The organism is Flavobacterium cupreum, assembly GCF_003996965.1.
GTDB lineage: Bacteria > Bacteroidota > Bacteroidia > Flavobacteriales > Flavobacteriaceae > Flavobacterium > Flavobacterium cupreum.
Genome location: NZ_QWDM01000012.1, coordinates 44,978 through 70,609 on the forward strand (window position 1 = coordinate 44,978; position 25,632 = coordinate 70,609).

General features: G+C 37.8%; 24 protein-coding genes. 10 read left to right on the forward strand and 14 right to left on the reverse strand.

The genetic code is table 11. From position 1 onward, the window contains the following. Positions 1 to 52: 52 nt before the first annotated feature. The 5 genes from D0817_RS17480 to D0817_RS17500 all read right to left on the reverse strand — a co-directional run bounded on the left by D0817_RS17480 (position 53) and on the right by D0817_RS17500 (position 3,862). Positions 53 to 718 (reverse strand): carboxypeptidase-like regulatory domain-containing protein, encoded by a 666-nt coding sequence (locus D0817_RS17480; protein WP_202866491.1) that lies wholly within the window; start codon positions 716 to 718, stop codon positions 53 to 55. A gap of 25 nt (positions 719 to 743) precedes the next feature. Further along, positions 744 to 1,709, reverse strand: coding sequence for a hypothetical protein (locus D0817_RS17485; RefSeq protein ID WP_127339661.1), 966 nt, complete (start codon positions 1,707 to 1,709; stop codon positions 744 to 746). 2 nt (positions 1,710 to 1,711) lie between these two features. After that, positions 1,712 to 2,212 (reverse strand): RNA polymerase sigma factor, encoded by a 501-nt coding sequence (locus D0817_RS17490; protein ID WP_127339754.1) that lies wholly within the window; start codon positions 2,210 to 2,212, stop codon positions 1,712 to 1,714. Between the two features lie 340 nt (positions 2,213 to 2,552). Further along, positions 2,553 to 3,014 (reverse strand): hypothetical protein, encoded by a 462-nt coding sequence (locus D0817_RS17495; protein WP_127339662.1) that lies wholly within the window; start codon positions 3,012 to 3,014, stop codon positions 2,553 to 2,555. Between the two features lie 11 nt (positions 3,015 to 3,025). Then, positions 3,026 to 3,862: a DUF6929 family protein gene (locus D0817_RS17500; RefSeq protein WP_127339663.1), complete on the reverse strand. Its 837-nt coding sequence runs from the start codon at positions 3,860 to 3,862 to the stop codon at positions 3,026 to 3,028. Between the two features lie 274 nt (positions 3,863 to 4,136). Here D0817_RS17500 and D0817_RS17505 point away from each other — a divergent pair, with 274 nt between their 5' ends. Continuing rightward, positions 4,137 to 5,012: a PPK2 family polyphosphate kinase gene (locus D0817_RS17505; RefSeq protein WP_127339664.1), complete on the forward strand. Its 876-nt coding sequence runs from the start codon at positions 4,137 to 4,139 to the stop codon at positions 5,010 to 5,012. Positions 5,013 to 5,086: 74 nt separating this feature from the next. Here the strand turns inward: D0817_RS17505 and D0817_RS17510 are convergent, their stop codons facing one another. Continuing rightward, the gene (locus D0817_RS17510; RefSeq protein ID WP_127339665.1) at positions 5,087 to 5,599 is read right to left on the reverse strand and encodes a hypothetical protein; all 513 of its coding nucleotides are present in this window, start codon (positions 5,597 to 5,599) and stop codon (positions 5,087 to 5,089) included. Positions 5,600 to 5,788: 189 nt separating this feature from the next. On the opposite strand from D0817_RS17510, the gene D0817_RS17515 reads away from it, so the two are divergent. From D0817_RS17515 to D0817_RS17530, 4 genes are all read left to right on the forward strand, one after another. After that, on the forward strand, positions 5,789 to 7,174 hold the full coding sequence (locus D0817_RS17515) for an MATE family efflux transporter (RefSeq protein ID WP_127339666.1): 1,386 nt from the start codon (positions 5,789 to 5,791) through the stop codon (positions 7,172 to 7,174). A 29-nt stretch (positions 7,175 to 7,203) separates the two neighbouring features. After that, positions 7,204 to 7,431, forward strand: a complete 228-nt coding sequence (locus tag D0817_RS17520) for a DUF8828 family protein (RefSeq protein ID WP_127339667.1) — start codon at positions 7,204 to 7,206, stop codon at positions 7,429 to 7,431. A 40-nt stretch (positions 7,432 to 7,471) separates the two neighbouring features. Next, a complete protein-coding gene (locus tag D0817_RS17525) occupies positions 7,472 to 9,412 on the forward strand; it encodes an LTA synthase family protein (RefSeq protein ID WP_127339668.1) in 1,941 nt (646 codons plus the stop codon). 249 nt (positions 9,413 to 9,661) lie between these two features. Continuing rightward, positions 9,662 to 10,204, forward strand: coding sequence for a hypothetical protein (locus tag D0817_RS17530; RefSeq protein ID WP_238160901.1), 543 nt, complete (start codon positions 9,662 to 9,664; stop codon positions 10,202 to 10,204). 26 nt (positions 10,205 to 10,230) lie between these two features. Here the strand turns inward: D0817_RS17530 and meaB are convergent, their stop codons facing one another. From meaB to D0817_RS17545, 3 genes are all read right to left on the reverse strand, one after another. Continuing rightward, a complete protein-coding gene (gene meaB / locus D0817_RS17535) occupies positions 10,231 to 11,322 on the reverse strand; it encodes a methylmalonyl Co-A mutase-associated GTPase MeaB (RefSeq protein WP_127339669.1) in 1,092 nt (363 codons plus the stop codon). Between the two features lie 310 nt (positions 11,323 to 11,632). Beyond that, positions 11,633 to 12,274: an NAD(P)-dependent oxidoreductase gene (locus D0817_RS17540; protein ID WP_127339670.1), complete on the reverse strand. Its 642-nt coding sequence runs from the start codon at positions 12,272 to 12,274 to the stop codon at positions 11,633 to 11,635. Positions 12,275 to 12,330: 56 nt separating this feature from the next. Next, complete coding sequence (locus tag D0817_RS17545) at positions 12,331 to 12,738, reverse strand: Rrf2 family transcriptional regulator (RefSeq protein ID WP_127339671.1); 408 nt, start codon at positions 12,736 to 12,738, stop codon at positions 12,331 to 12,333. Positions 12,739 to 12,855: 117 nt separating this feature from the next. Between D0817_RS17545 and D0817_RS17550 the strand changes: the two genes are divergently transcribed. Beyond that, a complete protein-coding gene (locus D0817_RS17550) occupies positions 12,856 to 13,767 on the forward strand; it encodes an AEC family transporter (protein WP_127339672.1) in 912 nt (303 codons plus the stop codon). Between the two features lie 150 nt (positions 13,768 to 13,917). Next, positions 13,918 to 14,556 (forward strand): peroxiredoxin, encoded by a 639-nt coding sequence (locus D0817_RS17555; protein ID WP_127339673.1) that lies wholly within the window; start codon positions 13,918 to 13,920, stop codon positions 14,554 to 14,556. A 94-nt stretch (positions 14,557 to 14,650) separates the two neighbouring features. On the opposite strand, the gene D0817_RS17560 is transcribed toward D0817_RS17555, so the two are convergent. The 3 genes from D0817_RS17560 to D0817_RS17570 all read right to left on the reverse strand — a co-directional run bounded on the left by D0817_RS17560 (position 14,651) and on the right by D0817_RS17570 (position 19,238). After that, positions 14,651 to 16,885 (reverse strand): cation:proton antiporter domain-containing protein, encoded by a 2,235-nt coding sequence (locus tag D0817_RS17560; RefSeq protein WP_127339674.1) that lies wholly within the window; start codon positions 16,883 to 16,885, stop codon positions 14,651 to 14,653. A 238-nt stretch (positions 16,886 to 17,123) separates the two neighbouring features. After that, positions 17,124 to 18,470 (reverse strand): adenylosuccinate lyase, encoded by a 1,347-nt coding sequence (gene purB, locus D0817_RS17565; protein ID WP_127339675.1) that lies wholly within the window; start codon positions 18,468 to 18,470, stop codon positions 17,124 to 17,126. A gap of 78 nt (positions 18,471 to 18,548) precedes the next feature. Next, complete coding sequence (locus D0817_RS17570; protein WP_127339676.1) at positions 18,549 to 19,238, reverse strand: SIR2 family NAD-dependent protein deacylase; 690 nt, start codon at positions 19,236 to 19,238, stop codon at positions 18,549 to 18,551. 171 nt (positions 19,239 to 19,409) lie between these two features. On the opposite strand from D0817_RS17570, the gene cysC reads away from it, so the two are divergent. From cysC to D0817_RS17585, 3 genes are read left to right on the forward strand one after another with little or no spacing between them, the layout of a single operon-like run. Then, positions 19,410 to 19,946 carry an adenylyl-sulfate kinase gene (cysC, locus tag D0817_RS17575; protein WP_127339677.1) on the forward strand — a complete coding sequence of 179 codons (537 nt, stop codon included), beginning with the start codon at positions 19,410 to 19,412 and terminating at the stop codon, positions 19,944 to 19,946. Positions 19,947 to 19,970: 24 nt separating this feature from the next. Then, complete coding sequence (locus D0817_RS17580; RefSeq protein WP_127339678.1) at positions 19,971 to 20,945, forward strand: sulfotransferase family protein; 975 nt, start codon at positions 19,971 to 19,973, stop codon at positions 20,943 to 20,945. A 54-nt stretch (positions 20,946 to 20,999) separates the two neighbouring features. Next, entirely contained in the window at positions 21,000 to 21,662 is a 663-nt protein-coding gene (locus D0817_RS17585; protein ID WP_127339679.1) for a TrmH family RNA methyltransferase, read from the forward strand. Between the two features lie 65 nt (positions 21,663 to 21,727). Here the strand turns inward: D0817_RS17585 and D0817_RS17590 are convergent, their stop codons facing one another. Further along, entirely contained in the window at positions 21,728 to 23,332 is a 1,605-nt protein-coding gene (locus D0817_RS17590) for a PepSY-associated TM helix domain-containing protein (RefSeq protein ID WP_127339680.1), read from the reverse strand. Positions 23,333 to 23,409: 77 nt separating this feature from the next. Continuing rightward, the gene (locus tag D0817_RS17595; protein ID WP_127339681.1) at positions 23,410 to 25,569 is read right to left on the reverse strand and encodes a TonB-dependent receptor; all 2,160 of its coding nucleotides are present in this window, start codon (positions 25,567 to 25,569) and stop codon (positions 23,410 to 23,412) included. Between the last annotated feature and the right edge of the window lie 63 nt (positions 25,570 to 25,632).

The window sequence follows — 25,632 nt, forward strand, 5'->3', positions numbered from 1 at the left end:
TAGTAAAATAACGATAATGAAGCCTAATGCGATTTCAAACACTTTTAATAATTTAATCTTGCCTGGTTTCTTTTTTGGAGAAAGGTACCGGAAGCTTCATTAACTCAACAGCTATTTCTTCTTCTGTAAGGTTCTTGTAAATTTCGTTTTTTGTAACGATAAAAATGGCTCCGTAATATCCTCTTGTGCCATACAGCGCCATAGCCTCTTTTTCTTTTAAGACGGTGATATTCTGAATGTCATAGGGGTTAATTTTGGCTATTTGTCCTGATTTTACAGGAATCCCGTCAACAATAAACAACGGTTCGCTTTTAGATACAACAGAGTCAATATTTCTGATTTGGGATTCCTTTAGCGGGAGATATTGTTTCTTGTTCTTTTTGTTAATGATTTCCGGATTATAGCCAAATTTTTCAGGAAGCGGCGGACTGGCAGTTAATTTTACTTTAATAAAATTTTTATTTCCTACGACTTGTGCTTGTGACAGACAGCCCACATAACTAAATACAAGCGTATCTCCTTTTTGGGCAGCAATTGTATATTTTCCGTCGAAATTGGCAGATGTTTCTTTTCCTGATTGCTGAATTTTAACAGACGCTCCCGAAAGCAGAACACCTTTGTAATCGGAAACGGTTCCCGTTATTGTTTTTTGCTGCGCAGACGATGCGAAACCTGTAAGCATAACAAGGACTAATGAAAGAAGTTGGATACTTTTCATGATAGTAAATTTAAGTCAGGTTTTTCTATTGCTGCGGGGCAGGTTTGCCGGTTTTGGTGGTGATTATGACAACCCCTTTTTTTCCTTTTTCACCATATTTTTCGGTGGCTTCAAGATCCTGAAGGATAGTAATGGTTTTGATCTCCTGCCTGTTTAAGGGTGCATAGGGACTTTTTGGATTTTTACCGAACAAATCATCTTCAGAATAATAATTGCCGTCAATAATATATAATGGTTCGTCCAGCACCACCAGGGATTCTACATTTTCAGGATTTAAGTTCGAAAGTTCTCCCTGCATCATCTTGTCTCTTTTCCTGTCATCTGTATGGGAAATTGCTTTTCCGTTCAGGATTACCAGAGGCGCGCTTTTTTTAGCCATCTGGGTTTCTTTCTCGGCAGCTGCCATTCGGTAAGATTCGCCTTTTAACGGTTTTGAAACCACAGCAGGAGCAAAAGCCTTATCTTTTTCAACCGAATCTTCTTCGCTTGAATAACCGGAAGATACTGACGCAGCAGGCGCCGCAACTTCATCAGCCGCAATTGAAGGAGCAGCTTCATAAGCGGTTGTCGCTCTGTTAGCACTTTGTGTTTCGTGAACGGCTACTTTTTCCTGTTGCTTTATTTGATTGTTCAGGATTTCTGTGGCTTCTGTTTTCGATACTATTCCTGATCCTTCAGAAGTTGCAATTTTGTTTTTTTCTAACCCGGTTTGAATCGGTTCTTTTTGGGTTTCATTCGTTACTACCGGGTTCGTTTCCGGAATAGTTGAGGTATTGTTTGTTTTTATAAATTGGGAACCTAAAGAAATAACCAATAGCAGAGAAGCGGCAATGGCAATTTTTTTCCATAATGCGATTGTTTTTTTATCTTCTTTTTTGTCTAGTTTTTCTTCAACGCGGGACCAGACCTTGTCCATTGCAGGAAAATCTTTGCTCTCGGCGTTATGCGAAGCTTCTTTTATTTTTTCGAATAATTTATCGTGATTGTCCATGACTATTTTGCTTTTTGATAATACAATTTGTTTACTAATTCCCTGAGCTTGGTTTTGGAAGCATTCAATTGTGATTTTGAGGTGCCTTCAGAAATGTTGAGCATGGCGGCTATTTCCTTATGTCCGTAACCTTCTATAACAAAGAGGTTAAAAACAGTTTTGCAGCCATCCGGAATATGGTTCAATAAATTGAGTAAATCTTCTTCTTCTAAATGCGTAATTTCGTCCGTAAAAGGTTGTGACAGCAATTTGACATCATCAAGATACATATTGAAATTTGTATTTTTCTTAATAGTAGCCAAACAATGGTTCACGGTTATTTTTCTGGCCCAGGCCTCGAAAGCCTGAACTTCCTTGAGCTGTTCTATTTTGGTAAATATGGTATAGAAAGCATCGGCCATCGCTTCTTCTATTTCCTCTTCCTTTTTGAGGTATCGCTTGCAGAGGCGATACAGCTTTGGAGCCATATACTCATACACCTGACGCTGCGCATCACGTTGCATTTTTTTGCAGTTGGAAATCTGAGTTTCGTTTATCACAATTGTTGTCTTTATACTAAAGAGGGTTAAAAAGATAAAAAGGTTGGGACGATGATGATTTTTTTTAAAAGGTTCAAAGGTTCAGAGTTGCAAAGTCACAAAGGTTTTTATCGTAAAGGGGCGCAGCAGCGGTTCTCCCGCTGTAGAGGCGCACAGCAGTGCATCTCCTCCCTGTTAAAAATATTGAATTTACTTAACCGGCAAACTCAATTTAAAAATCTTAGTTTCCAATATCTCCGTGTCATTATCCTCGCAAAGCAAAAATTCAATTTTATTGTTTTCTTTTTTGTAGAAAATTAAACTTTCAAATTTGTTGATGCCATTTTTCAATTTTTTTAATTGATTCAATATCGGTTTTTGGATTAGAGTTTAAGCCTAGGTTAATTTTTGTTTTTGAAATATAAGAATTCAAAAAAATTATTGCAAAACCACCCACTTCAGCATTGTCAGTTAACATGTTTGAAGAGAATATATTCATATATCCACAACATTTTTGTTTAGAATACATAATTGAAATTAGATATTCAACATCTTGTGGTTTTACCCAATTATCAGGAAACTCTCCAGTCATGGTTACAAAGTTTAGTTTTGAGTCTTCCTTATATCTCTCTGTGAAAAGTTGGATAAATGCTTTCGGATCAAAATCCTTTGGCCGTAAAGGTTTGAAATATTCCTTTTTTGTTTTATTTATTTTGAAATCATAAAATAGATAGCTGCCAGCAAAAAGAATGGAAAGTATAGCTAATGAAAGAATTGTTTTTCTCATAAAAATTCCTGTTACTTAACCGGCAAACTCAATTTAAAAATCTTAGTTTCCAATAACTCCGTGTCATTATCCTCGCAGAGCAAAAATTCAATTTTATTGTTTTCTTTTTTGTAGAAAGTCAGGCCTTCAAATTTGTTGGTAGACGTTATTTTTTGGGTAAAATCGATTTTCATGGTTTTAAGATCGATGCGTCCGATGAAACTTCCGAGGATTTCCCCGTCGTCGTAAGTGGATTGGGTATCTTCGGCGGTTGACAGGAAATAGATCTTGTCGTCGACTAAAACCGCATCAGTAAAACTGGAACGAACCCCTTTTATTTTGGGCAGTTTATAGTTGGTCGCTACCAGGGCAAATTCTTCCCCTAAGCTTTTAGCATGGATAGTGAAAATGGTGTTTTTATTGGAGACTCCGTTTCCGCGATTGAATAAATACCAGTTTTCCCCATCGAAAATGGCACCTTCAAGATTAAAATCCTCTGGTTTGATTTCTCCGAAACTCTGCATTAAACCGTATAAATCAACCAGATTGTTTTTTTGTAAAATCGTTTTGGTTTTCAGGTCAAACTCGATCATTTTGTTTCTGTTTTCGGTGGAACCAGAACCAAAAACATACAAAGTATCGTTGTGATGGGTAAGGGATTCGAAATCCGGTTTGATGTTTTTTGGAATGTTCTGCGATGGATTGTCAATTAAAGGATGGTGGCTTAACTGTTGGTCCTGCAGGTTGTATTCGTATAAGAAGCCACTGTTGTCACCTATGATATAAAGGGAATTGTTATTGAAGAATAAACCTGATGCCGAACCGATTCCGATGATTTGAAATAATATTTCTAAAGTGAATTTTTCCATGAATTTTGTTTTGTAAAAGAGTGCCCAGCCCTGATAGTAATGAAAATACTTTGAGGAGAAATTGTATTTTTTCCGGCAGAACAAAGCGACCAGCGGAAGCTCTTGTTATGGCTTGGGAAAAAACAATTTATTGAAAAAGTATTGCAATGAATAGCAGGAATATGCTTCGTAAAAGTACTATATTTACTAGTACGATAAAACGGAATGTTATGAAATTACCCTTACTGTGCGGTAATAACATAAGAAATACCACTAATACCTAAAATTTTCAAATATGAAATCGATAGATCCAAATGATTTTAAAGTTGTTAAGAAAGTAAGTTTAAAAAAAATTCCGACGCTCCTGGATATAAAAGCGGATGATGACGAAAAAGAAGAAAAACTGGATAAGGTTCAGGCAAAACTGAGCGATTTGCAGGATGTGATGTACTCGCACAATAAATACAGCGTTCTGATTTGTCTTCAGGGAATGGATACTTCCGGAAAAGACAGTTTGATTCGGGAAGTTTTTAAGGAATTTAATCCGCGTGGTGTTGTGGTGCATAGTTTTAAAACACCTAATTCAACCGAATTAGAACACGATTATTTATGGAGACACTATATCGCCCTTCCGGAAAAAGGAAAATTTGCGATTTTTAACAGAACGCATTACGAGAATGTTTTGGTAACGCGCGTGCATCCGGAATTTCTGTTAAGTGAAAACCTGCCCGGAATCAATTCGGTTGAAGATATCAAACCCAAATTTTGGAAAAAAAGAATTGAGCAGATCAATAATTTCGAAAGCCATATTGCCGAAAACGGCACTATCATTATGAAATTTTTCCTGCATCTGAGCAAAGAAGAACAAAGAGAGCGATTGTTGCGCCGTCTGGAAGAAGGAAAACACAATTGGAAATTTTCCCCTGGTGATTTAAAAGAGCGCGAACACTGGGATGAGTACCAGAAATATTATCAGCAGGCCATTAATAAAACATCAACCGATCATGCGCCGTGGTATATTGTTCCTGCCGATGATAAGGAAATGGCCCGGTATATCGTAGCCAAAATTATCTGGGAAGAAATGCAAAAATATACCGATATTAAAGAACCGGAACTGGATGAGGAAATCAAAGCCAATTTTGAATTGTATAAAAAAGAACTGGCAAAATAAAATAAAAAACCCGACAGCCTATGAGCAACTGCCGGGTTTTTACCAAAAACAAAAGAATAAAAATAAATGTATTTTTACAAATCAAAACCGTAGGCTACACGAAGCGCTACCTGATTGGTTCTGAAATCGTGATAATCTTCATATCGAACACTTAAATCGATGTATTTATTGGCGTACCCGATTCCCGGAGCCCATAAGAAAGTTGTGTCGTTGTAACCGTTTGTTACAGCAAAACCAGCACCGATTTCACCTAAAACATAAAATTGGTCTTCCCATACAAAGGCTTTAAAACCTGCTTTTGCCGGAATAAATCCAAGATCTTTAGCATCTTCTCCGTTAAATAAATTCGTAAAACCTGTAGTCAGGGTTAATGAAGTTCTTTTAGTTAAGTCATATTGCAGACGTACATCTCCACCAAGCGCCCAATCATAATCATTGTCGGTTGGTATACCACCATTTATTCCAAATCCCAATCTGAATCCCTGATCGTAATTTTTAATTTCACTGTCCTGAGCGAAAGTTGTGTTGGCGTATAATAAAGCAATAACTGCTAGGCATAACATTTTTAGATTTCCTGATTTCATCATGACAATTTTTTTTTAATTATTAATAGTGTAAAAGTAAAATCTAAGCGTTTGGGCATTGTTATATAATTCTTGACAATTGTTATATAATCTCGGGATTATTACACTTATTCTTAATATTGGCTTATATTTTTGATAATAGAAGAGAATTCAAAGCTTCTGAATATCTTTGCCGACTTAAAAGCAGTAAAATTGAATTTAAAAAATTACACAAAAGAGTTCTCCTATAATTTAAGATTAGCGTATCCTATTATTCTGGGAATGGTCGGACATACCTTAATTGCTATCGTCGATAATATAATGGTAGGGAAATTAGGAAGTACGGAGCTCGCAGCGGTTTCACTTGGAAATAGTATGATATTTATAGCCCTATCTTTAGGAATAGGATTTTCTACCGCTATCACGCCCATTGTAGCAGAGGCCGATGCCGAAAAAAATGAATCGAAAATTCGTTCCGCCTTTCACCATGGATTGTTTTTATGTACCATTTTAGGGGTCTTCCTTTTTGGATTAATTGTGCTGGCCATGCCTTTGATGGAATTACTGCACCAGCCTGCAGATGTTATTGTTCTGGCAAAACCTTATTTAGCCTGGGTGGCCTTTTCATTGGTACCGCTTATTATCTATCAGGGCTACAAACAATTTGCAGATGGCTTATCCATGACCAAATACTCGATGTATGCGATCATTATGGCCAATATAATTCACGTCGGAATTAACTATATGCTGATTTACGGTGTCTGGATTTTTCCTAAAATGGGAATCGTTGGGGCGGCTTTAGGAACCGTAATCTCAAGAATTATGATGGTGCTGTTCATGCATATTATCTTATCGAGAAGGGAACAGCTTAAAACGTACTTTCAGAATTTTAGTTTTGAAGAAATCAAAAAAGAAACGCTCAGGAAAATTATAAACTTAGGTTTGCCATCCGCTATGCAGATGCTTTTTGAAGTAGTACTTTTTACAGCGTCAATCTGGCTTTGCGGTAATATTGGAAAAACAAGTCAGGCAGCCAATCAGGTGGCTTTAAGCCTTGCGTCCCTGACGTTCATGTTTGCCATGGGACTTAGTGTTGTTTCGATGATTCGTGTCAGTAACCAGAGAGGCCTGATGGATTATAAAAACCTGGTGGTTGTAGCACGATCGGTCTTTTTGCTTTCCATTATTCTTGAGGTTGTTTTTGCAGCGGTATTTATCGCCTTTCATAGCATTTTGCCTTATCTCTTTCTGAATATGGAAAATACATTGCAGCTTACCGATAATACAGAAGTAATTGAGATTGCTTCGAAATTACTTTTGATAGCGGCAGTTTTTCAGATTTCAGACGGAATTCAGGTAGTGGTCTTAGGTGCTTTGCGGGGATTACAGGACGTGAAAGTACCGATGTACATTACTTTTGTGGCGTATTGGGTCATTGGATTTCCGATTTCCTATTATTTGGCAGAATATACGCCCTGGAAAGCACAGGGAGTGTGGATTGGTCTTTTGGCCGGATTAACTTCTGCCGCAATTTTTCTCTATATTCGTTTTCACTACTTAACTAAAAAATTAATTAATAATTCAGTTGCAAATAACTAAATTTGAAACATAAAAAAATAAATTAAAAAATGGAATTACCTAAATTTTTACTCGGAGATAACACTGATTTTCCAGATGATATTTTTATCGTTCACCTTGATTATCCAAGATTTATTATCAATCTTAAAGATGATGAGGTTGAATTTATGGAAGAAGCCGAAGATCTTGATGAAGCTGAACTGAATGCCGAAATGGAAGGTTTGATTGTTCTGGCAAATGAATTTTATGACAGGGAAATAAACCGTTACGAAGAGTAATTTTATTTTGGACGTATCTTTTAAGCTCTAAATCTTTCTGATGAAAAAATTAAGTTTTTTAAAACCTGTTTTTAATTTCATAGCAATCGGATTGCTGATAACTACTTTAAGTCGAATATTTTTATTTTTTATTTTTAAAGACAGGGTGGTCGAAACGCCCAACTTCTGGTATATTTTTCCGATCGGTCTGCGAATGGACCTGATCTTATTATGCTACCTGTCTTTTCTTCCGGCGGTTTTAATTACATTTCTTCCTGCCAAATGGCTTAAGTTTACGAACAACTTTCTGGTTATTTACAGCTTTTTGTTTTTGTTCCTGATTCTTTTTGTAGAATTGGCTTCGCCGGATTTTGTAAAACAATACGACACACGTCCGAATAAAATTTTCCTGGATTATCTGATTTATCCAAAGGAAGTGGTCGGGATGCTTCTGAAAAGTTATCTGATTTCAATAATTGTGACGTTTCTTATTTTGGGGCTGGTCTTGTATTTTGCTTTCAAAAAAGGAAAAAAACTTTTTCATACCACCAGTACAGCCTATAAATTCAAATTAATGGCTTTTCCAGTAGTGGCTTTTTTATTGTTTTTCGGAGCCCGTTCCAGTCTGACTTCAAAACGGCCAATCAATGCCAGTAATGCTGTTTTTTCTACAGATCAGTTAACCAATACTTTGGGATTGAATTCTTTTTATACCGTTGCTTTTGCGGCGTATTCCATCAAGAATGAAGGAAACACCAAAATGTACGGAAAAATGGATGAAGCCGAAGCGATCGCCCGCGTCAAAAAATACATGATTGCCGGACCAACTTATTTTACCGATGCTGAAATTCCGTTTCTTCACGTGCAGCAACCCGATACAACGGTACAGCAACCGTACAATCTGGTGATTTTTTTGCAGGAAAGTTTAGGGGCAGAGTATGTTGGGATTTTAGGAGGGAAACCCTTAACCCCGGAATTTGATAAATTATCGAAAGAAGGTTTATTGTTTACGAACTTATATTGTACAGGCACGCGAAGCGTACGCGGGATAGAAGCTGTTGTAACCGGATTTCTTCCTTCACCGTCTGAAAGTGTGGTGAAATTAGGAAACTCCCAACAAGGCTTTTTTACCGTGGCGGATGCTTTAAAACAAAAAGGATACGAAACCAGTTTTATTTATGGCGGAATGGCCAATTTTGATAATATGGCTTCGTTTTTCAACGGAAACGGTTTTCAGGATATTGTGGATCAGGAAGATTTTGAATCTGATGGAAATAAATATGCATTCAAAGGAACCTGGGGCTATTCGGATGAAGATTTAGTGACCAAAGCAAACAATTATTTTAAGGCAAAAGGCAGCAAACCTTTCTTCTCCTTAATGTTTTCGACTTCAAATCACGAACCTTTTGAATATCCGGCAGGAAGAATAAAACCATACGATCAGAAACCTGCGACGGTAAATAATGCCATGAAATATGCCGATTTTTCGATTGGAAAATTCTTCGAAATGGCTAAAAAAGAAGCTTATTTTAAAAATACGATTTTCATTGTCATCGCCGATCATAATACAAGAACGTACGGAAAGAATCTGGTACCGATCAATAAATTTCATATTCCGGCATTAATAATGGGGCCCGGAGTTCAAAAAGGACAAGTATACAGCAAACTGGCCAGCCAGATTGATATTCCGCCAACCTTATTGGGGTATTTAGGAATTCCGTTTGAAACGCCGATGGTGGGACGAAACCTGAATAAACTGGACGCTAAAGTGCAGGGAAGATCCATCATGCAGTTTAATGATATCAATGCCTTCAGGGTAGAGAATCAGGTGGTGATTATGCAGCCGAATCTTAAACCACTGCAATTTGAAATCAAAAATGATACGACCCTTATTCCTGTAAAACTAAACGAAGAACTGGCCAAAGATGCTTTGGCACATGTCATTACAGCAGGAAATTTGTACAAGGAAAACAAATATAAGCTTAGGGATACAAAAAAATAATTTTCAGCCCATTTTAAAAAAAGCTGCTGAGTATGTAATTTCATACTTAGCAGCTTTTTGTTTTAAAAAGACATATTTACTGATAATTTAAACCGGCAGCGAATGAAAGCAATGCGACAATTCTTATTTTTTTTGAATTAAAAGCCAAATGAGAAGGTAACAAAAAATAAATTTAATTGATATATCATAAACCAAAAGGCGTAACCTGAAAAGCCTGTGATAGAGTAGGGTCAATTAAATTTATGTATCATGAAAAATTTACAACAAAAAAAATCAAAAAAATCTGAACTAGTAAAAGTAATGTTAGTTTTTGTGCTTGCAGCTTTTTTTATGAGCTGCAACAACGAATCCGATGAAGATCAAAATGCTGAATCATTAAAAACAGAGCAGCAAAATCAGTCAGTTTCCAGAAGAATTTATGACGACGATGCCATTATTGTTCGAAATTGGGGAGCGCATAACATTGATTGCAGTCAGCCAGAGGGATTTTGTTATGATATCTATACCATTAGCTGGTACAACTTTTTTAAACCACAACCTACCGGAACACCAGTACATGTTGCAAATGAAAAAGGAAAATTTGTTATGGAAATTCAAAAAACTGCTTTGACTGCAGAGCATCAGAAAGAATTATTAAGAAATGGAGTGTATGTAATACCTGAGGGGCAAATTATAGCTCCGGAATTAGTTAAATCTTTAAAATTCAATTCAGACATTTTAACTCCTGGTAAATATCCTATTGTAGAAAGTGAGGAAACTTATACCATTGCAATTAATGTAAATGAGAAGTAAATGAAATTAAAACAGCTTTAAGGAATTTAGAGCTGTTTTTTATATTCACTTAATAAAAACCGGGCGGCTGCAAAAGGTGATATTTCATCATTTTGCACCGCTTTTTTTATTTGTTCCAATTGCCCAATAATCCCGGGCTGATTGTAAAAGTTTGATTTCAAATGTTCATTGATAGTTTCCATCATCCAGAAATGATTCTGGTCTTTTCGTTTTTCCTGAAAGAAACCAGATGCATTTGTCTGTACAAAATATTGGGAAATCGTATCCCAGATTTCAGAAATCCCTTCATTGGTAATGGCACTGCAAGTCGTAACTTTGGGCTGCCAGTTTGATTTTTTGGGTGGAAATAAATGCAAAGCCCTGTTGAATTCCAGTTTCGCCTGCTGTGCTTTTTTGATGTTGTCACCATCTGCTTTATTGATGACAATAGCATCTGCCATTTCCATAATACCGCGTTTGATTCCCTGAAGTTCGTCGCCGGCACCTGAAATTTTCAATAACAGAAAAAAGTCAACCATGCTGTGTACGGCCGTTTCGCTTTGTCCGACACCGACAGTTTCAATAATAATGGTGTCAAAACCTGCAGCTTCGCATAAAATAATCGATTCACGTGTTTTTCGGGCAACTCCGCCCAGAGTATCTCCGGAAGCACTGGGTCTTATGAAGGCATTTTCATCCTTTACCAATTCTTCCATTCGGGTTTTGTCTCCCAGAATACTTCCGTGTGAAAGCGAACTGCTCGGGTCAACTGCCAATACGGCCACTTTCTTCCCCAAAGCGGTCAGGAATTTACCAAAAGCTTCTATAAAAGTACTTTTTCCGACACCCGGAACGCCTGTAATCCCAATGCGTATGGATTTATTGGCATGAGGAAGACAGCCCTGTATTACTTCATTTGCTTTTTCAGCATGTTCGGGATGAGTGCTTTCTACTAAAGTTATGGCACGGCTTAGAGCCGTCCTGTTCTGATCGAGGATTCCATTTATTAATTCAGCAGCAGAAGGTTGTTTTCTTCTGTTTTTCTGAATCTGATGAATAGCGGCACTATTGGTGATTTCAGGAGGTGAAATCCCGGCTTTTTCATGTAAACTGCCTGATTGTTTCTTTAAGCTTGACAAAGTGTGCTTTTTGGTTTTGTAAAAGTACAGAAAACAAAGACAGTTTCAAAAAGTTAGTTTGCCACGAATTTCACTAATTTTCACTAATTTTTTTTCTCATTTTTGTCATCCTGACGCAGGAAGGATCACACTCGTAACTCCACACAGAAAGTCGCCAATCTTTGTAGAATATCAATTTGATCCTTCCTGCGTCAGGAAGACAGCAATAAAAAATTCGTGTAAATTCACGAAATTCGTGGCAAAAAACAAATTACTTCCAGGCTCAAAACCTTAGTCCCTCAGAACCTCAGCCCCTTAGAACCTTTTCTCCTTAATATGCCGCTGTAAAACGAACCTGGTGGTGTCTTGCATTTTCTGCTTCATCGGCGATAACCACTGCCAAATCTTCTACAGAAAGAATACTTCTTTGTTCATCGTTAAAAACCGGGTTATCCAAACCTAAACGGTATTTTCCTGTTCTTCCGGTTGTGATTCCCTGATGCATTTCGAAAGCAGGGCTAAAAAAGGCCCAGTCCAGATCTTTTTCTTCTTTCAAAATATTCAGGTAATCCCTTGCTGCAGTTGCTCCGGCATAGTATTCTTTTGGAAAGTCCGGAGTGTCCACCGCTTGTAAACCCGGGGCTACAAACAAACTTCCGGCACCACCAATCGTGATAAAACGTTTCACACCGGATTTTTTAACCGCTTCCTGAATGGCTTTAGACCCGGCAATAAAATCGTCGTAAATGTTAGGATTAGTCCATCCCGGATTATAAGCAGAAATAATAACATCGTGCCCTTTAAGAGTTTCAGCCAACGCATCGACATTAAAAATATCCGTAGCTGCCCAATTTACATTTGATGTTTCTTTTGGAGTTCTGGCGATCGCTGTGATGTCCTGGTTTCTGGATGCTAATTCGTTTAAGATAGCTGAGCCGACAAATCCTGTAGCTCCAATGATTGCAATTTTCATAATATATAATTTAATTAGTAATAAAAAATGTTACAGTTTTGTGTAAAAAAAAGGGATCAGAACTGACTCGAAAAATCTTCCAGTGTTATTTTTTTCAATTGCAAACCTACCTTTTCATTGATGTCCGCGTATAATTCAGCCAGATTTTGATTGACTTTTTTTCCCACCGGACAGTCCGGGTTCGGCTGGTTTTTGGCATAGCCTAAATTGATATTGTCAAAAGTAAGTTCGAATATTTCTTTTAACGTGATAGCTGAAGCTTTCTTAGATAATTTTGTACCTCCGTTTTTACCTTCTTTACTTTCTACAATATGGTGTGCTTTCAGATTCGCAATTTCTTTACGAACCAAAACCGGGTTGAGGTTCATGCTTCCTGCAATAAATTCGGATGATAAAAAATCATTCGGGAATTTAGTGAGTAAAGTTAAAATGTGAATCGTTATGGCAAACTTACCTGAAATCATACTGTAATAAAATATGTTACAAATGTAAGGCGTTTTATTCAGTAAAAAAAAGTTTTAACTAAAAATTAATGTTCTTCAGTGTTTTATAAATCGCTATTTTTGTCCTGATCCTGCACTATGAACAACTTTATTCTCATATTTTTCTTCCTGGCTTTAGGTTTGCTTTTGCAAAGAATAAAGCAGTTTCCGGTGCATATCTACAAGCATTTAAACAAAATTGTCATTTATTTTTGCCTGCCCGCTATTACCTTATATCACATTCCAAAAATAAAATGGAATCCGGAATTATTGTTTCCAATAGGAGCAGGCTGGATTAGTTTTCTGTTGGCTTTTATATTTTTTCATTTTTTAGGAAAGCGGCTGGGCTGGTCGAATAAACTGATTGGCTGCATGATCCTAACCGCAGGATTAAGTAACAGTTCCTTTCTGGGTTATCCGATAATTGAAGCCTTATTTGGGAAAAAAGGATTGGAAACAGCAGTTCTTGTCGATCAGCCGGGAACCTTTGTCGTAGTTTCGACCTTGGGTGTTTTCGTAGCAGCTTTTTATTCTAAGGGAAGTCCCGACACGTTCGGTATTATAAAAAAAGTGGCTCTTTTTCCACCTTTCCTGACTTTCGTTTTTGCCTGCCTGATGAATGTTTTTCAGTTTGAATTTAACGGTGATTTACAGTTTGTTTTATTGAAAATTGGAAGTTTTGTCACGCCTTTAGCGCTGCTTTCAGTTGGATTGCAGCTTACGTTTGACCGGAAAAGCAAACACTGGAAATTTTTGCAGCTGGGACTTCTTTATAAATTAATTCTGGCTCCTCTGGTAATCCTGATTTTATATGTTTTGATCTTACAACAGCATTCTGAGGCAATTAAAATAACCATCATGGAAATGGCGATGGCACCGATGATCACCGGCGCAATTTTGGCCTCGACTTACGGATTAAAACCTAAATTAAGCAGCATGATGATTGGTTTCGGAATACCGGTTTCCTTCGTAACTCTTGCGCTGTGGTATTTTATCGTTATTTTTATATAAATTTTACCCTTAATTGGAGTCTTAGCTTACTTTCTGCCAAACATTCAAAAGAAAAATAATTTATTCTCTTAAAATTGATAGAAAAGGTAGAGTTTAGTTTTTTTTAACTATTTTTTTATTAATTTTAGAGGAACTAAAAAACTTTAAATTATGTCAACATTACGATTAGGCGATATAGCTCCGGATTTTCAGGCCGAAACAACAGAAGGAACAATCCATTTTCATGAATGGTTAGGGGATTCATGGGGCGTCTTATTTTCGCATCCTGCAGATTTTACTCCGGTTTGTACCACTGAATTAGGTACTGTTGCCAATTATGTTCCTGAGTTTACAAAAAGAAATACAAAGGTAATAGCATTAAGCGTTGATGGTCTGGAGTCCCACAAAGAGTGGATTAAAGACATTAACGAAACTCAAAATACAACGGTTAACTTTCCGATAATCGCTGATGAAGATAAAAAGATCGCAACTTTATATGACATGTTACACCCAAACGCCAGTGAGAAATTTACGGTGCGTTCGGTTTTTGTAATTGGTCCTGACAAAAAAATAAAATTAACATTGACTTATCCGGCTTCTACAGGAAGAAATTTTGAAGAACTGCTTCGTGTTATCGATAGTTTGCAATTAACTGCAGATTACAGCGTGGCAACTCCTGCAAACTGGAAAGACGGAGAAGATGTGGTCATTACACCAGCAGTTCCGGATAGCGATATTCCGGCGAAATTCCCAAAAGGGCATACGCCAATCAAACCATATTTACGAATGACTCCGCAACCTAATAAGTAAGGAGCTGAGGTTCTGAGATACTAAGGTTCTAGTTTTTCCATTGTGAAAACTTAGAACCTTTTTCTTTTACTCAGTACCTTAGAACCTTAGCCTCTTAGGATCTTAACAAATCAGACATTCTTTTTTTGTCTCCAACTACCCAAAGAATATCATTTTTCTCCAGGACTAAACTGGATTCCGGATTAAGTATCCTGTTTCCGTTTCGCTCAATTCCGACCACCATTCCGTTTGTCTTCGATCTGAATTGACCAATAGATTTTTGAATAAATTCTTCCTGGGAAACTTCGAGCTGGCGTAACACTATATTGGCCTCTTCTACTTTTGCAGGAGCTTCCATTTCATTTTGATTCAGAAACTTTGTAAATTCGGTTACCTGGGCGTCGGTACCAATAACACAGATTTCATCACCGGGAAAAAGGCGTTCGTTTTTGGTTGGAATTGGTATAGTGACCTCTCCACGTTTTATATAAGCAATATTGATTCCTAATTGCTCCCTGATTCTTAATTCTTCCAGCGTTTTGCCTGCCAGATTCGATTCTTTTCCAATATCAAAAAATGACATGTGGCCGTCCCATGGCATTAAGTTGGCATATCTTCTGTCAATTTTTTTGTTTTCACGATCGTTCAGATTCTTTAAAAAGTGATTTTCTATTTTATGGTATTGTTCGTTCAGCTTTTTAGGGAAGATCTGATAGGCTCCAATAGCAATCACCAAAGCAATCAAAGCGATTAACGGAGAGAAGAAAATATTCAGTAAAAAACCAACAAAGAACAGACCAAGGCTCATTCTAATCAGAATCAGCATCAAAAGGGCACCTCTGTATTTTCGTTCTGACCATAATTCTTCTACTTCTTCTACTGCAATGCGTCGCAGCGAAAGGGCCCATAAAAAAGGAGCAATTATAATCAGGGTGATCAGTGCGGCCAGTGTATTTCCAAAGCGCGTATCCACTACCAGTGGTGCTACAAATTTTGAAGACAGTAAAATCACTGCGACAATAACAATAGTATGCAGAACAATCTGAATAATATAGGCATGAAGCACTTTTTGCCAGGTGCTGACCGATTTTATGGCCTGGGCATTTACACTATATCGGTTGATATTTTTGACCCATTTTTTCGGAAGCTTTCGTTCCAGGATTTCTGAAAACGGAACAGCGTATTTCACCATGAACGGAGTGGTAAAAGTAGTAACGGCAGAAACCGCAACGACTACCGGATATAAAAACGAACTTGTCACATTTAAGGTCATTCCAAGTGTGGCAATAATAAACGAGAACTCACCAATCTGAGACAAACTCATTCCGGTTTGTACGGACTGTTTTAAAGGCTGTCCCGCTAATAAAGCGCCAATAGTAGAACTAACCGACTGGCCAACGATCGTGAGCAGGGTTAAGATCGCAACCGGAACAGCATGTTCATAAAGCATTTTCGGGTCTATTAACATTCCGACTGATACAAAAAAGATAGCGCCAAATAAATCCTTAACGGGTTTTATTAAATGTTCGATATGTTCGGCCTGAGTAGTTTCAGCAATGATGGATCCCATTATAAAAGCACCTAAGGCAGGAGAGAAACCAACATTAGACGCAAAACTTACCATCATTAAGCACAAGGCAAGGGAGATAATAAGCAGCATTTCGTCTGTCAGTAGATGTTTGGCTTTTTTAAGAAGTGTCGGAATAAAAAAGATACCGCCCACAAACCAGGCTGTTAGAAAGAAAATCAACTTTAGAACCGACATCATTAATTCACTTCCTGAAAATTGCTGGCTTACGGCAATGGTCGAAAGTAAAACCATCATTAAAATAGCCACAATATCCTGTACGATTAGGGAGCCGATCACAATTCCGGCAAATTTCTGCGCTTTTACACCAAGTTCATCAAAGGTTTTTAAGATAATTGTAGTGGAAGAAATAGATAAAATGACACCCAGAAAAATACTGTCCATCTGCGACCAGTCCATCCATTGTCCGGCGAGATAACCAATAATTACCATGGTGATAATCTGTGTGATGGCGGTAATAGAGGCGGTTCCGCCGACTTTCATTAGTTTTTTAAAACTAAATTCGAGTCCAAGGCTAAAGAGGAGAATAATTACTCCGATTTCTGCCCAGACTTCAACGCTTTTCATTTCTGTAATGGAAGGAAAGAAATCAAAATGGTTTCCTGCCAGAAATCCGGCAATCAAATATCCTAAAACAAGAGGCTGTTTCATTTTTTTAAATAACAGCACAGCAATTCCGGCGGTAATCAGAATCAATCCGAGGTCGCTGATTAAAGGTTGTAAATGGTGTGTAGTTGCGGCAGCGGCGTTTAAGGTAATCATATAAGGAGGTGTTTTTCCAGGAGCTTAATCCAGTTTTCCATTCCAGGCTTTTACTCAAAACAACCCTTTTTTTGTAACCGTCAGAGCAGCTTTCGATTGTCGCTCTGTAACAGTCAAAAAAAGAACATTTTTTTCACAAAAGGCTTTTTATTTCAATCCGGACTAACTTCCTATGGTATTTAATAAAAAAAGCTATCGATAAAGATAGCTTTTTTTGAGAGAATATTTTGTGTTTTGTTTAGATTCCGACGTAATTAGCAGGTGTTATTGCCATTAATTCGGCTCTTACAGCATCAGAAACTTCTAAAGTCGCAATAAAATTATGAATTGCTTTTTTGTCAATTGCTTCATTTGTCCGGGTCAGGCCTTTTAAAGCTTCGTAAGGATTCGGATACGCTTCACGACGCAAAATGGTCTGAATTGCCTCAGCTACAACGGCCCAGTTTTTTTCTAAATCTTCAGCAAATTTAGCTTCGTTCAGAAGTAATTTGTTCAAACCTTTCAGGGAAGCTTCAAAAGCAATAATAGTGTGTCCGATCGGAACGCCAATATTACGGAGCACCGTACTGTCAGTCAAATCACGCTGTAATCTTGAGATTGGTAATTTAGCCGATAAATGCTCAAAAATAGCATTTGCTATTCCTAAGTTTCCTTCAGAGTTTTCAAAATCAATCGGGTTTACTTTATGTGGCATAGCCGATGAACCAATTTCACCTTCTTTGATTTTTTGTTTGAAATAATCCATCGAAACATACGTCCAGATGTCACGGTCCAAATCGATAATGATTGTATTGATTCTTTTTAAAGCATCAAAAAAAGCGGCAAAATGATCGTAATGCTCAATTTGTGTGGTTGGAAAGGAATGGTGTAAGCCAAGGCCTGTTTCAACAAATTTGCTTCCGAACTGTTTCCAGTCGATTTGCGGATAGGCTACATGATGTGCGTTGTAATTTCCGGTCGCCCCGCCAAATTTAGCTGCAAACGGAACGTTGAACAACAGACGAAGCTGCTCTTCCAAACGCTCCACGAAAACCAGAATTTCCTTTCCTAAACGGGTAGGGGAAGCCGGCTGTCCGTGTGTACGCGCCAACATCGGAATGGCTGCCCATTCTGTGCTTAATTCTTTTAATTTTGAAATTAAAGAAATTAAGGACGGCATATAAACCTGCTCAAAAGCTTCTTTTGTAGAAAGCGGAATCGCAGTGTTGTTAATATCCTGAGAAGTTAATCCGAAGTGAATGAATTCTTTGTATTGAGATAAACCCAGTTTTTCAAAAGCATCCTTAATAAAATACTCCACTGCTTTTACATCGTGATTGGTCACTTTTTCTGTTTCTTTGATCCAAAGGGCATCTTCAGTAGAAAAGTTTTTATAGATGTTACGCAAACTGTCAAATAAATTCGGGTTTACGTCTTTTAGCTGTGGTAATGGCACTTCGCACAAGGCAATAAAGTATTCAATTTCAACCAGTACACGGTATTTGATTAAGGCTTCTTCAGAGAAAAAAGGCGCTAATGAAAGGGTTTTACTTCTATATCTTCCGTCAATTGGAGAAATAGCATTCAATTCGTTTAAAGTAGTCATTGTTTTGTTGTTTGTTCGAAAGGTGCAAATATAAACAGAATTTGGGGATTAGAAGGCATCAAAACTGGCAATTGTATTTTAAATTGATTTTAAACGGTCTCTTAAAATCGCCACTCCTTCAGAAGCAATTTCAGGAATGATTTCTACTTTATTCTGAATATTCGGAATTGCAATCGGCTTGGGATCAATATAAAAAACCGGAGTATCGCTATAGGTGTAAGAAATCAGTCCGGCAGCGGGATAGACCTGCAGAGAGGTTCCGATTACGGCAAAATAATCTGCTTCTTCCACTATTTTAATCGCTTCCTCCAGAGCAGGGACTTCTTCGCCAAACCAGACAATATGCGGACGCAGCTGATGGCCGTTTGCATCAAAATCCCCGGTAAACAAATCCTCTTGCCAGTCTAAAATCAGATTTTTGTTCTGCGTACTTCTTACTTTCAGCAGTTCGCCATGCAGGTGCAATACTTGGGTGCTTCCGGCGCGCTCGTGCAAATCGTCTACGTTCTGCGTAATGATATGCACCTCAAAATCCTGTTCTAATTCGGCTAAAATACGGTGTCCCGGATTCGGCTGTACTTCTTTGAGCTGCTGGCGTCTTTTGTTGTAGAAATCCAATACCAATTCCTGGTTTTTGTGCCAGCCTTCGGGAGTTGCCACGTCCATTACATTATAACCTTCCCATAAACCATCACTGTCCCGAAAGGTTTTGATACCACTTTCGGCACTGATTCCGGCACCGGTTAAAACGACTAATTTTTTCTTCATTTTTATCTCATTGTGAAAAATAAAAATAGTCAATTCCAAATTAAAACGGTTACGTATTTTATAAAAAAATGAATGTGTTGAAGTAGTTAATTTTTTAGTATTTTTACTATAAATAAAACAGCAAAACATTGATTTATATCGTTTTGTTTATGCGTAAAAAATGATTTTTAAATGCTACTAATACAATTTACCGGTTTGTCAGGTTCAGGAAAGACTACATTGGCTAAAAATGTTGAACATTTGCTGGTGAAGCAGGGACACAAAGTGGAAATCGTAGATGGTGATATATACCGAAAAACAATTTGTAAAGATCTTGGCTTCTCAAAAGAGGATCGGTACGAGAATGTAAGACGCCTGTTTAATGTCGGGCAGGATTTTATTCAGTCTAAGGTTATTGTTTTAATGTCGGTAATCAATCCTTATGAAGATTTAAGAAATGAAATCAGCCGGCATAATTTTGTCAGAACGGTCTATCTCGACTGCTCGCTGGATAATCTGATTAAAAGAGATCCGAAAGGATTGTACAAAAAAGCACTGCTGCCCGATACCGACAGCAATAAGATTAACAATTTTACAGGAATAAGTGATGTGTATGAAGTTCCTTTAAAGGCTGATTTAACCTTAAAAACAGATTCAGAGGAAGTCTCGGTTTCAACCCACAAACTGTACTCTTTTATATTGGAGAACATAAGCAATACTGTTCAGTAAGCACGATAAACTAAAACTTAAAACATGGAAAATACAGATCACCCCCTTTTGCATTGGATTCCCAATAAGTTAATTGAAAAGGAGGGAGAAGTATATTTTGAGTGGATTTATTTGGGAGATAAAAGATATCTGGATCCTTTTTTTGAAGAAACACTGGTAAAATGCATCGGGTATCCTGAAAATTTAAAAAGATTTAAAGTGGTCAGCACCGCAGCTAATCTTATTGACTGGGCGGACGAATTGGCCTCTGCCGAATTAAAAGCATTAGTATTTCATGTCTCGCGTTGTGGTTCTACCATGCTGGCGCAGTCTTTGGCAGTTTCCCCGCAAAATATAGTAGTTGCAGAAGCTCCGATTCTTGATGCGATCCTAAGAAGTGAACTTTTTGATCCGGTTCAAAAAAGGGCACTGATAAAAGCCGTAATCACTTTGTTGGGACAAAAACGATTTCCTGAAGAAAAAAATTTAGTGGTAAAATTAGACTCCTGGCACATATTCGAAGCCGGAGAATTAAGGTCTATTTTTCCTGAACTGCCTTTTGTGCTGTTGTACAGAAATCCGACAGAAGTATTAAAATCACATTCCAAACTCAAAGGAATGCATATGGTTCCCCATTTACTCCCTTCCAAAATTTTTGGAATTACCACTAAGGAGATGGCAGAAATCAGTTTCCAGCAATATAGTGCCGTAGTTCTTGAAAAGTATTATCAGGCTTATTTTGATTTTCATGAAACAGATCAAAATGTACTGGTCTACAATTACAAAGACGGGATGCGGGATATTCTCGAAAAGGTTATTGATATGATCAATGGCGATTATTATATCGAAGAAATCGACCAGATGTACGAGCGTCTGAAAAAACATTCTAAAAATGAAGGGAACACTTTTAAAGGTGATTCTTTTCTAAGTGAAAATTTAGCGATGGATCTCACCAGTGTTAATCATTTGTATGAAAAATTGGAAAGTAAATTATCCGGAGAATTGACGGACAGAAATTAAGACTACTTTGTTAACGATTCTTTTTTAGTATTTTTGCAGCAAATACAAGCAAAAATGACTGATTTAGATTACCTCGCCTTTCTTGAAAATATATTAACAGATAACCGAAAAGAAAAATTTCTAAAAGTGCTGGCGAACCGCACCAAACATTTTACGATTGCTGTCGAAGATGTTTTTCAGATGCACAATACCAGTGCCGTAATGCGCAGCTGTGAAGTTTTCGGAATTCAGGAACTGAATATTATTGAGCAGCGTTACGGTAAGAGAATCGATAAGGAAATTGCAATGGGTGCCCAGAAATGGGTAGATATCAATCAGTTTGATTCGATTACGAATTGTCTTTCTACTTTAAAAAATCAAGGCTACCAAATTATTGCCACAACACCTCATGAAAACGATTGTTTGCTGGAAGACTTTGATATCACGAAACCGAGTGCCTTATTTTTCGGGACGGAACGCGACGGACTTTCACAGGAAATTCTGGAGAAAGCGGATGGTTTCCTGAAAATACCAATGGTCGGTTTTACAGAAAGTCTGAATATTTCTGTTTCCGCTGCCATCATCATTCAAAACCTTACCAACAGATTGCGTAATTCAGATATCGCCTGGCAGTTATCGGAAGAAGAAATTCTTGAAAAACGTCTCGCCTGGGCCAAAAGTTCCATCAAAGATATCAAGAGAATCGAAGCGAGATATTTTGAGGAAAATCCGCGATAAGATTCTAAGTCTCTAAGGTTCTGAGTTTTTCTTCTTAGAACCTTAGAGACTTAATACCTCAGTACCTATTTTTTAAGAAAAAGAATAAACCCCAGAATGCTGACCATTAAAATGGCCAGTGCCGCCAAAACCATGGTCAGGTCTCTGATGTTTTTCCCCGCCCAGTCCATAAATAAAAATTTATGCAGGATGGCAAAGGAATATCCTTCCACTTTATCGGAGTTTTTAACGACAGCCGCCAGTCTTGAAGTGGACGTTTCTATAAAGTAAGTTGTTTTTTCGGGTGTGTCGTAAGCCAGTTTGATGACCGGTAATCTTTTGTTGACAAAACCATATTCCCGACTTTCAAAATCAGTTAAAATTTTTGATTCCAGTAATTTTACATTTTCCAAAGAAGGCTGAGGTTCGTCGTCATTGCTTTCGATCATTTCGCAACAAGCTTCTCTTGGGGCACCACCGGTAAAATAATAGGCTAAAAATTCTGCATAATCAAAATCCAGATTGGGGGCGATTTTGTTTGTGACCGCATTGATATACACCACCTCTGATTTTGGTTCATCTTTTTTATTCCATTTAGAATTGGGGTCTGCTTTTGGCCTTTTGAATTTTTTAGTTTCTGCTTCCACGAGCTGACAGCGGTAATAGGTGCTGTCGTTCAGGCTGATGATTCCAATGTTTTGAAAACGATTCCAGTCTAAATTTAAGTTGTTGTTACGAAACGGAATTTCTTTGGTCGAAAATGTGGGTTCATACACCATTTGCGATAAAGTGTAAGGTGCCCATTTTGTAGTAGCATGATACGCTCCGCTAAAAGCAAATGTTAAAGTAAAAAGGGAAACCCAGATTCCGATCTGGCGATGGTATTTTCTCAGTCCTTTTTTGGGCTGCAATTGGTCTGTTTTTTTGAATTGCTTCCACAACAAACCATAAATTACAATTCCGCTCAGGGCAGAGAACCCAATGATGGACAATAGAAAAATCATGGTAATGATTCGGATGCTGTTATTCGTAATGGCATCAATGAATGACCAGTTGTGAAAAGTATCAAAAAACCAGATAAAAGCCTGTCTTGAAGTTGGGTTGTAAGTGGCCAGTTTGCCTGAGGAAGTTTCCACATACACTTCCATAGCGTCAGAACGACTGAACGTTACTTTGTAAACCGGTAAATAACGGTTTACATATTTGTATTGTGAGGTAAATTCGGTAACGACTTCGCTCTTTTTTACCGGACTTTTTTGATCGTCCAGGAAATAACGTGAGAGCCATTCCGCATATTTTTGATCTCCGTTTTCGAGTTTTTTAGCCGTGGAAGCGTCAAAATACAGTAAATCCCCCGGAATCATTTTTACCTGATAAAAAGTAGTATTATTGAAAGAAACAATTCGGAAATTTTTAAAATCATTGATGCTGTTTTTCTCCAGGACTTCCTGAATCGAAAGCTGCAGCTGATTTTTATCGATGACCTGCTGTTCCAGTTTTTCATGTGCAATTTCAGGTTTGAAAAAATGCGCCATAAAAGGGTGCATCAAACCGGACAATGTCCAGAAAAGTAAGGGAACAATTGTAATTAATCCAATAACACGATGCCATTTGTACATGTGCTGTTTGACTTTCTTAATGAATTTGGAATCTTTCTTTTTGGAAGATTTTTTATTTATTTCTTTACTCATGATTAGCTTCTGGTATTTTTTTTTGCCACAGATTGAAAGGATTTTGAATCATTTCAATCTGTGGCAAAAACTTTAGGTTACTTTTTTAGTGAAAAATTATATTGAATTCCAAAAACAAAAGTTCTTGGGGCTGCCGCGGTATAAGTAGGCTGAGCATTTGTGGTATTGGCTCTCGAAACATTATAAGCATATAGTTTATCGGTAAGATTGAGTACGTTTCCGTAGATCTCAATTTTTTTCCACTGGTATCCAATTCTGGCGTTGAACAAGTTATAACCGCCATATTTTATGGTATTGATCTGATCCTGATAATAACTGCCTACGAGCTGCCATTCGATAGAAGCCCTTAGATTAGGAAGCCAGCCTGGGTAATAACTCACCTCAGAATTTCCCGACCATCTAGGTGCTGCCGGCATTTCTTTTCCATTTAAATCCTGAACCGGGTCGCTTGCTTTATCGGAGAGTTTAAAATCGATATAGGTATGTTGCGCATACGTCCCGCCAAAACGGATATTGAATTGTTTTGATGGACGATACGAAGCACCGAACTCGATTCCTTTATGACGTGTTTCTCCGGCGGAACGATAATCGGTTGAGTTATCCGCCAGTTTAATATTCAATAATTCATTCTTGCCTTCCATATAATAAAATGCATAATCGAAGTTTAATTTGTTTTCCAGGAAAGAAAGCCAGCCGCCAATTTCGTAATTATCGAATGTTGCAGGTTCCAGATTGTAATAGAAATCAGCCGGAATACCCGTTGTTCCCCCAGTTCCGGGTTTAGTTCTGAAAATTGAAGTAATTCCGGGAGGTGCAAAACCCTGTGAATAGTTTCCGTAAAAACCGGCATATTCAAAAGGATTATAATTGGCTCCAATCTTAAAGGTCGCTTTGTCATACACTTTGCTTCCGGAAGAAAGATCCAGTGCATTGTCGTAGTTTACTTTCATATTATCATACCGGCCGCCAAGAGTAAGCACAAATTTTTCGAATGGATTGATGCTTATTTGGGCATATCCCGCGGTATTAAAAATATCAGCGGTATAATCCGCCAGTTTCGAGTCGGGATGCTCTGCGATAATTTCATAAGAAGCTACCGTTTGTTTTCCTGCTTCGCCGGGGTTTAAGTTTGCTTTTAAGTCAATAACGTATGACCAATAGGTTACGGGAGAGTAATCGTATAAAGCGCCTGCCACAATTTTGGTGTTCAGGAAATCGAATTTTTGGGTGTGCTGCCCAATAGCGCCATAACTTTTGAAGTTGTTCGAATTTACTTCTCCTTTGGCTGTTGTCGGATTTACGGTTGGACTCCATCGGATTCCGTAGGAAGGATTCTGGCCTAATTTATTATCTCGCAAATAAGCGGTAATGTAACTGCTTGATTTGTCATTCCAGTCGTGTTCGAGTGTTAATCGCGTTCGTAAAGCATCAGATTTCCGATACGTAAAATCAGAAGAACTTTTGTAGGTTCTGTTATTGAAGGCATCTTCATTCACACTTCCGCTCATGTCTGAATAATATTTGCCGTACATCGTATTGCTGATCAGTCGGGTAGAAGGAGATATGTTATAATCGATTCGGGCATTCAGGTTGTCTTTGTTGTAATCCGAATACGTCATCCAGCCATTTTCCTGAAGGCTTGAAATTCCGGCAATATGAAAACCCACTTTTCCAATTGTGGCACCACCGGCTGCCTGAAATCTTCTGTAGCCGTAATTATCGGCCTGAACCCCAAATTTAAATTCCGGATCGACAGGCGGTTTTAACGAAATTAAATTGATCGTTCCTCCAACAGCTTCCGGTCCGTATAAAGAAGAAACCGGGCCTTTTACCACCTCAATGCTCTGCAGATTATACTGATTGATTTCCAACAGGGCATTATGATTGAAAATTCCCATTGGCCGAATCGGCAAGCCGTCTTCCAGGTATAAATAATAAGCATTGGTGGTCATCGGCTGACGAATCGACATCATATGCTGTTCGTTTCCTAAGTTAACCATTAAAACGCCGGGCGTTTTGTTGATGATTTCGTAAACGGCCGTTGCTTTGGTTTCGTTGATCGTTTTTGCTGTTATTTTACTGATAGCAACAGGTGTTTCTTTACGCAAAGTGGCAGTTCTGTTAGCTGTTATAAAAACGTTTTCAAGTTCCTGCGATTTTGTGGTGTCTTGTTCCGCTTTATGCTGTGCGAAGACACATTGCCCTATGATGAGTAGGGTAAAGTATATTTTTTTCATTTTAAATGATATAAATTTTAAAAAGTAACAAGTATTTTTCCTGATTCTAAAACAGGAAAAAGC

Coding starts and splice junctions, on each gene's coding strand:
- D0817_RS17520 (WP_127339667.1), top strand. CDS start 7,204: ATGGAATTACCTAAATTTTTACTCGGAGATAACACTGATTTTCCAGAT.
- cysC (WP_127339677.1), top strand. CDS start 19,410: ATGCTACTAATACAATTTACCGGTTTGTCAGGTTCAGGAAAGACTACA.
- D0817_RS17530 (WP_238160901.1), top strand. CDS start 9,662: ATGAAAAATTTACAACAAAAAAAATCAAAAAAATCTGAACTAGTAAAA.
- D0817_RS17595 (WP_127339681.1), bottom strand. CDS start 25,569: ATGAAAAAAATATACTTTACCCTACTCATCATAGGGCAATGTGTCTTC.
- D0817_RS17485 (WP_127339661.1), bottom strand. CDS start 1,709: ATGGACAATCACGATAAATTATTCGAAAAAATAAAAGAAGCTTCGCAT.
- D0817_RS17480 (WP_202866491.1), bottom strand. CDS start 718: ATGAAAAGTATCCAACTTCTTTCATTAGTCCTTGTTATGCTTACAGGT.
- purB (WP_127339675.1), bottom strand. CDS start 18,470: ATGACTACTTTAAACGAATTGAATGCTATTTCTCCAATTGACGGAAGA.
- D0817_RS17490 (WP_127339754.1), bottom strand. CDS start 2,212: ATGCAACGTGATGCGCAGCGTCAGGTGTATGAGTATATGGCTCCAAAG.
- D0817_RS17525 (WP_127339668.1), top strand. CDS start 7,472: ATGAAAAAATTAAGTTTTTTAAAACCTGTTTTTAATTTCATAGCAATC.
- D0817_RS17570 (WP_127339676.1), bottom strand. CDS start 19,238: ATGAAGAAAAAATTAGTCGTTTTAACCGGTGCCGGAATCAGTGCCGAA.
- D0817_RS17555 (WP_127339673.1), top strand. CDS start 13,918: ATGTCAACATTACGATTAGGCGATATAGCTCCGGATTTTCAGGCCGAA.
- D0817_RS17590 (WP_127339680.1), bottom strand. CDS start 23,332: ATGAGTAAAGAAATAAATAAAAAATCTTCCAAAAAGAAAGATTCCAAA.
- D0817_RS17495 (WP_127339662.1), bottom strand. CDS start 3,014: ATGAGAAAAACAATTCTTTCATTAGCTATACTTTCCATTCTTTTTGCT.
- D0817_RS17540 (WP_127339670.1), bottom strand. CDS start 12,274: ATGAAAATTGCAATCATTGGAGCTACAGGATTTGTCGGCTCAGCTATC.
- D0817_RS17505 (WP_127339664.1), top strand. CDS start 4,137: ATGAAATCGATAGATCCAAATGATTTTAAAGTTGTTAAGAAAGTAAGT.
- D0817_RS17510 (WP_127339665.1), bottom strand. CDS start 5,599: ATGATGAAATCAGGAAATCTAAAAATGTTATGCCTAGCAGTTATTGCT.
- D0817_RS17545 (WP_127339671.1), bottom strand. CDS start 12,738: ATGATTTCAGGTAAGTTTGCCATAACGATTCACATTTTAACTTTACTC.
- D0817_RS17585 (WP_127339679.1), top strand. CDS start 21,000: ATGACTGATTTAGATTACCTCGCCTTTCTTGAAAATATATTAACAGAT.
- D0817_RS17560 (WP_127339674.1), bottom strand. CDS start 16,885: ATGATTACCTTAAACGCCGCTGCCGCAACTACACACCATTTACAACCT.
- D0817_RS17550 (WP_127339672.1), top strand. CDS start 12,856: ATGAACAACTTTATTCTCATATTTTTCTTCCTGGCTTTAGGTTTGCTT.
- D0817_RS17500 (WP_127339663.1), bottom strand. CDS start 3,862: ATGGAAAAATTCACTTTAGAAATATTATTTCAAATCATCGGAATCGGT.
- D0817_RS17580 (WP_127339678.1), top strand. CDS start 19,971: ATGGAAAATACAGATCACCCCCTTTTGCATTGGATTCCCAATAAGTTA.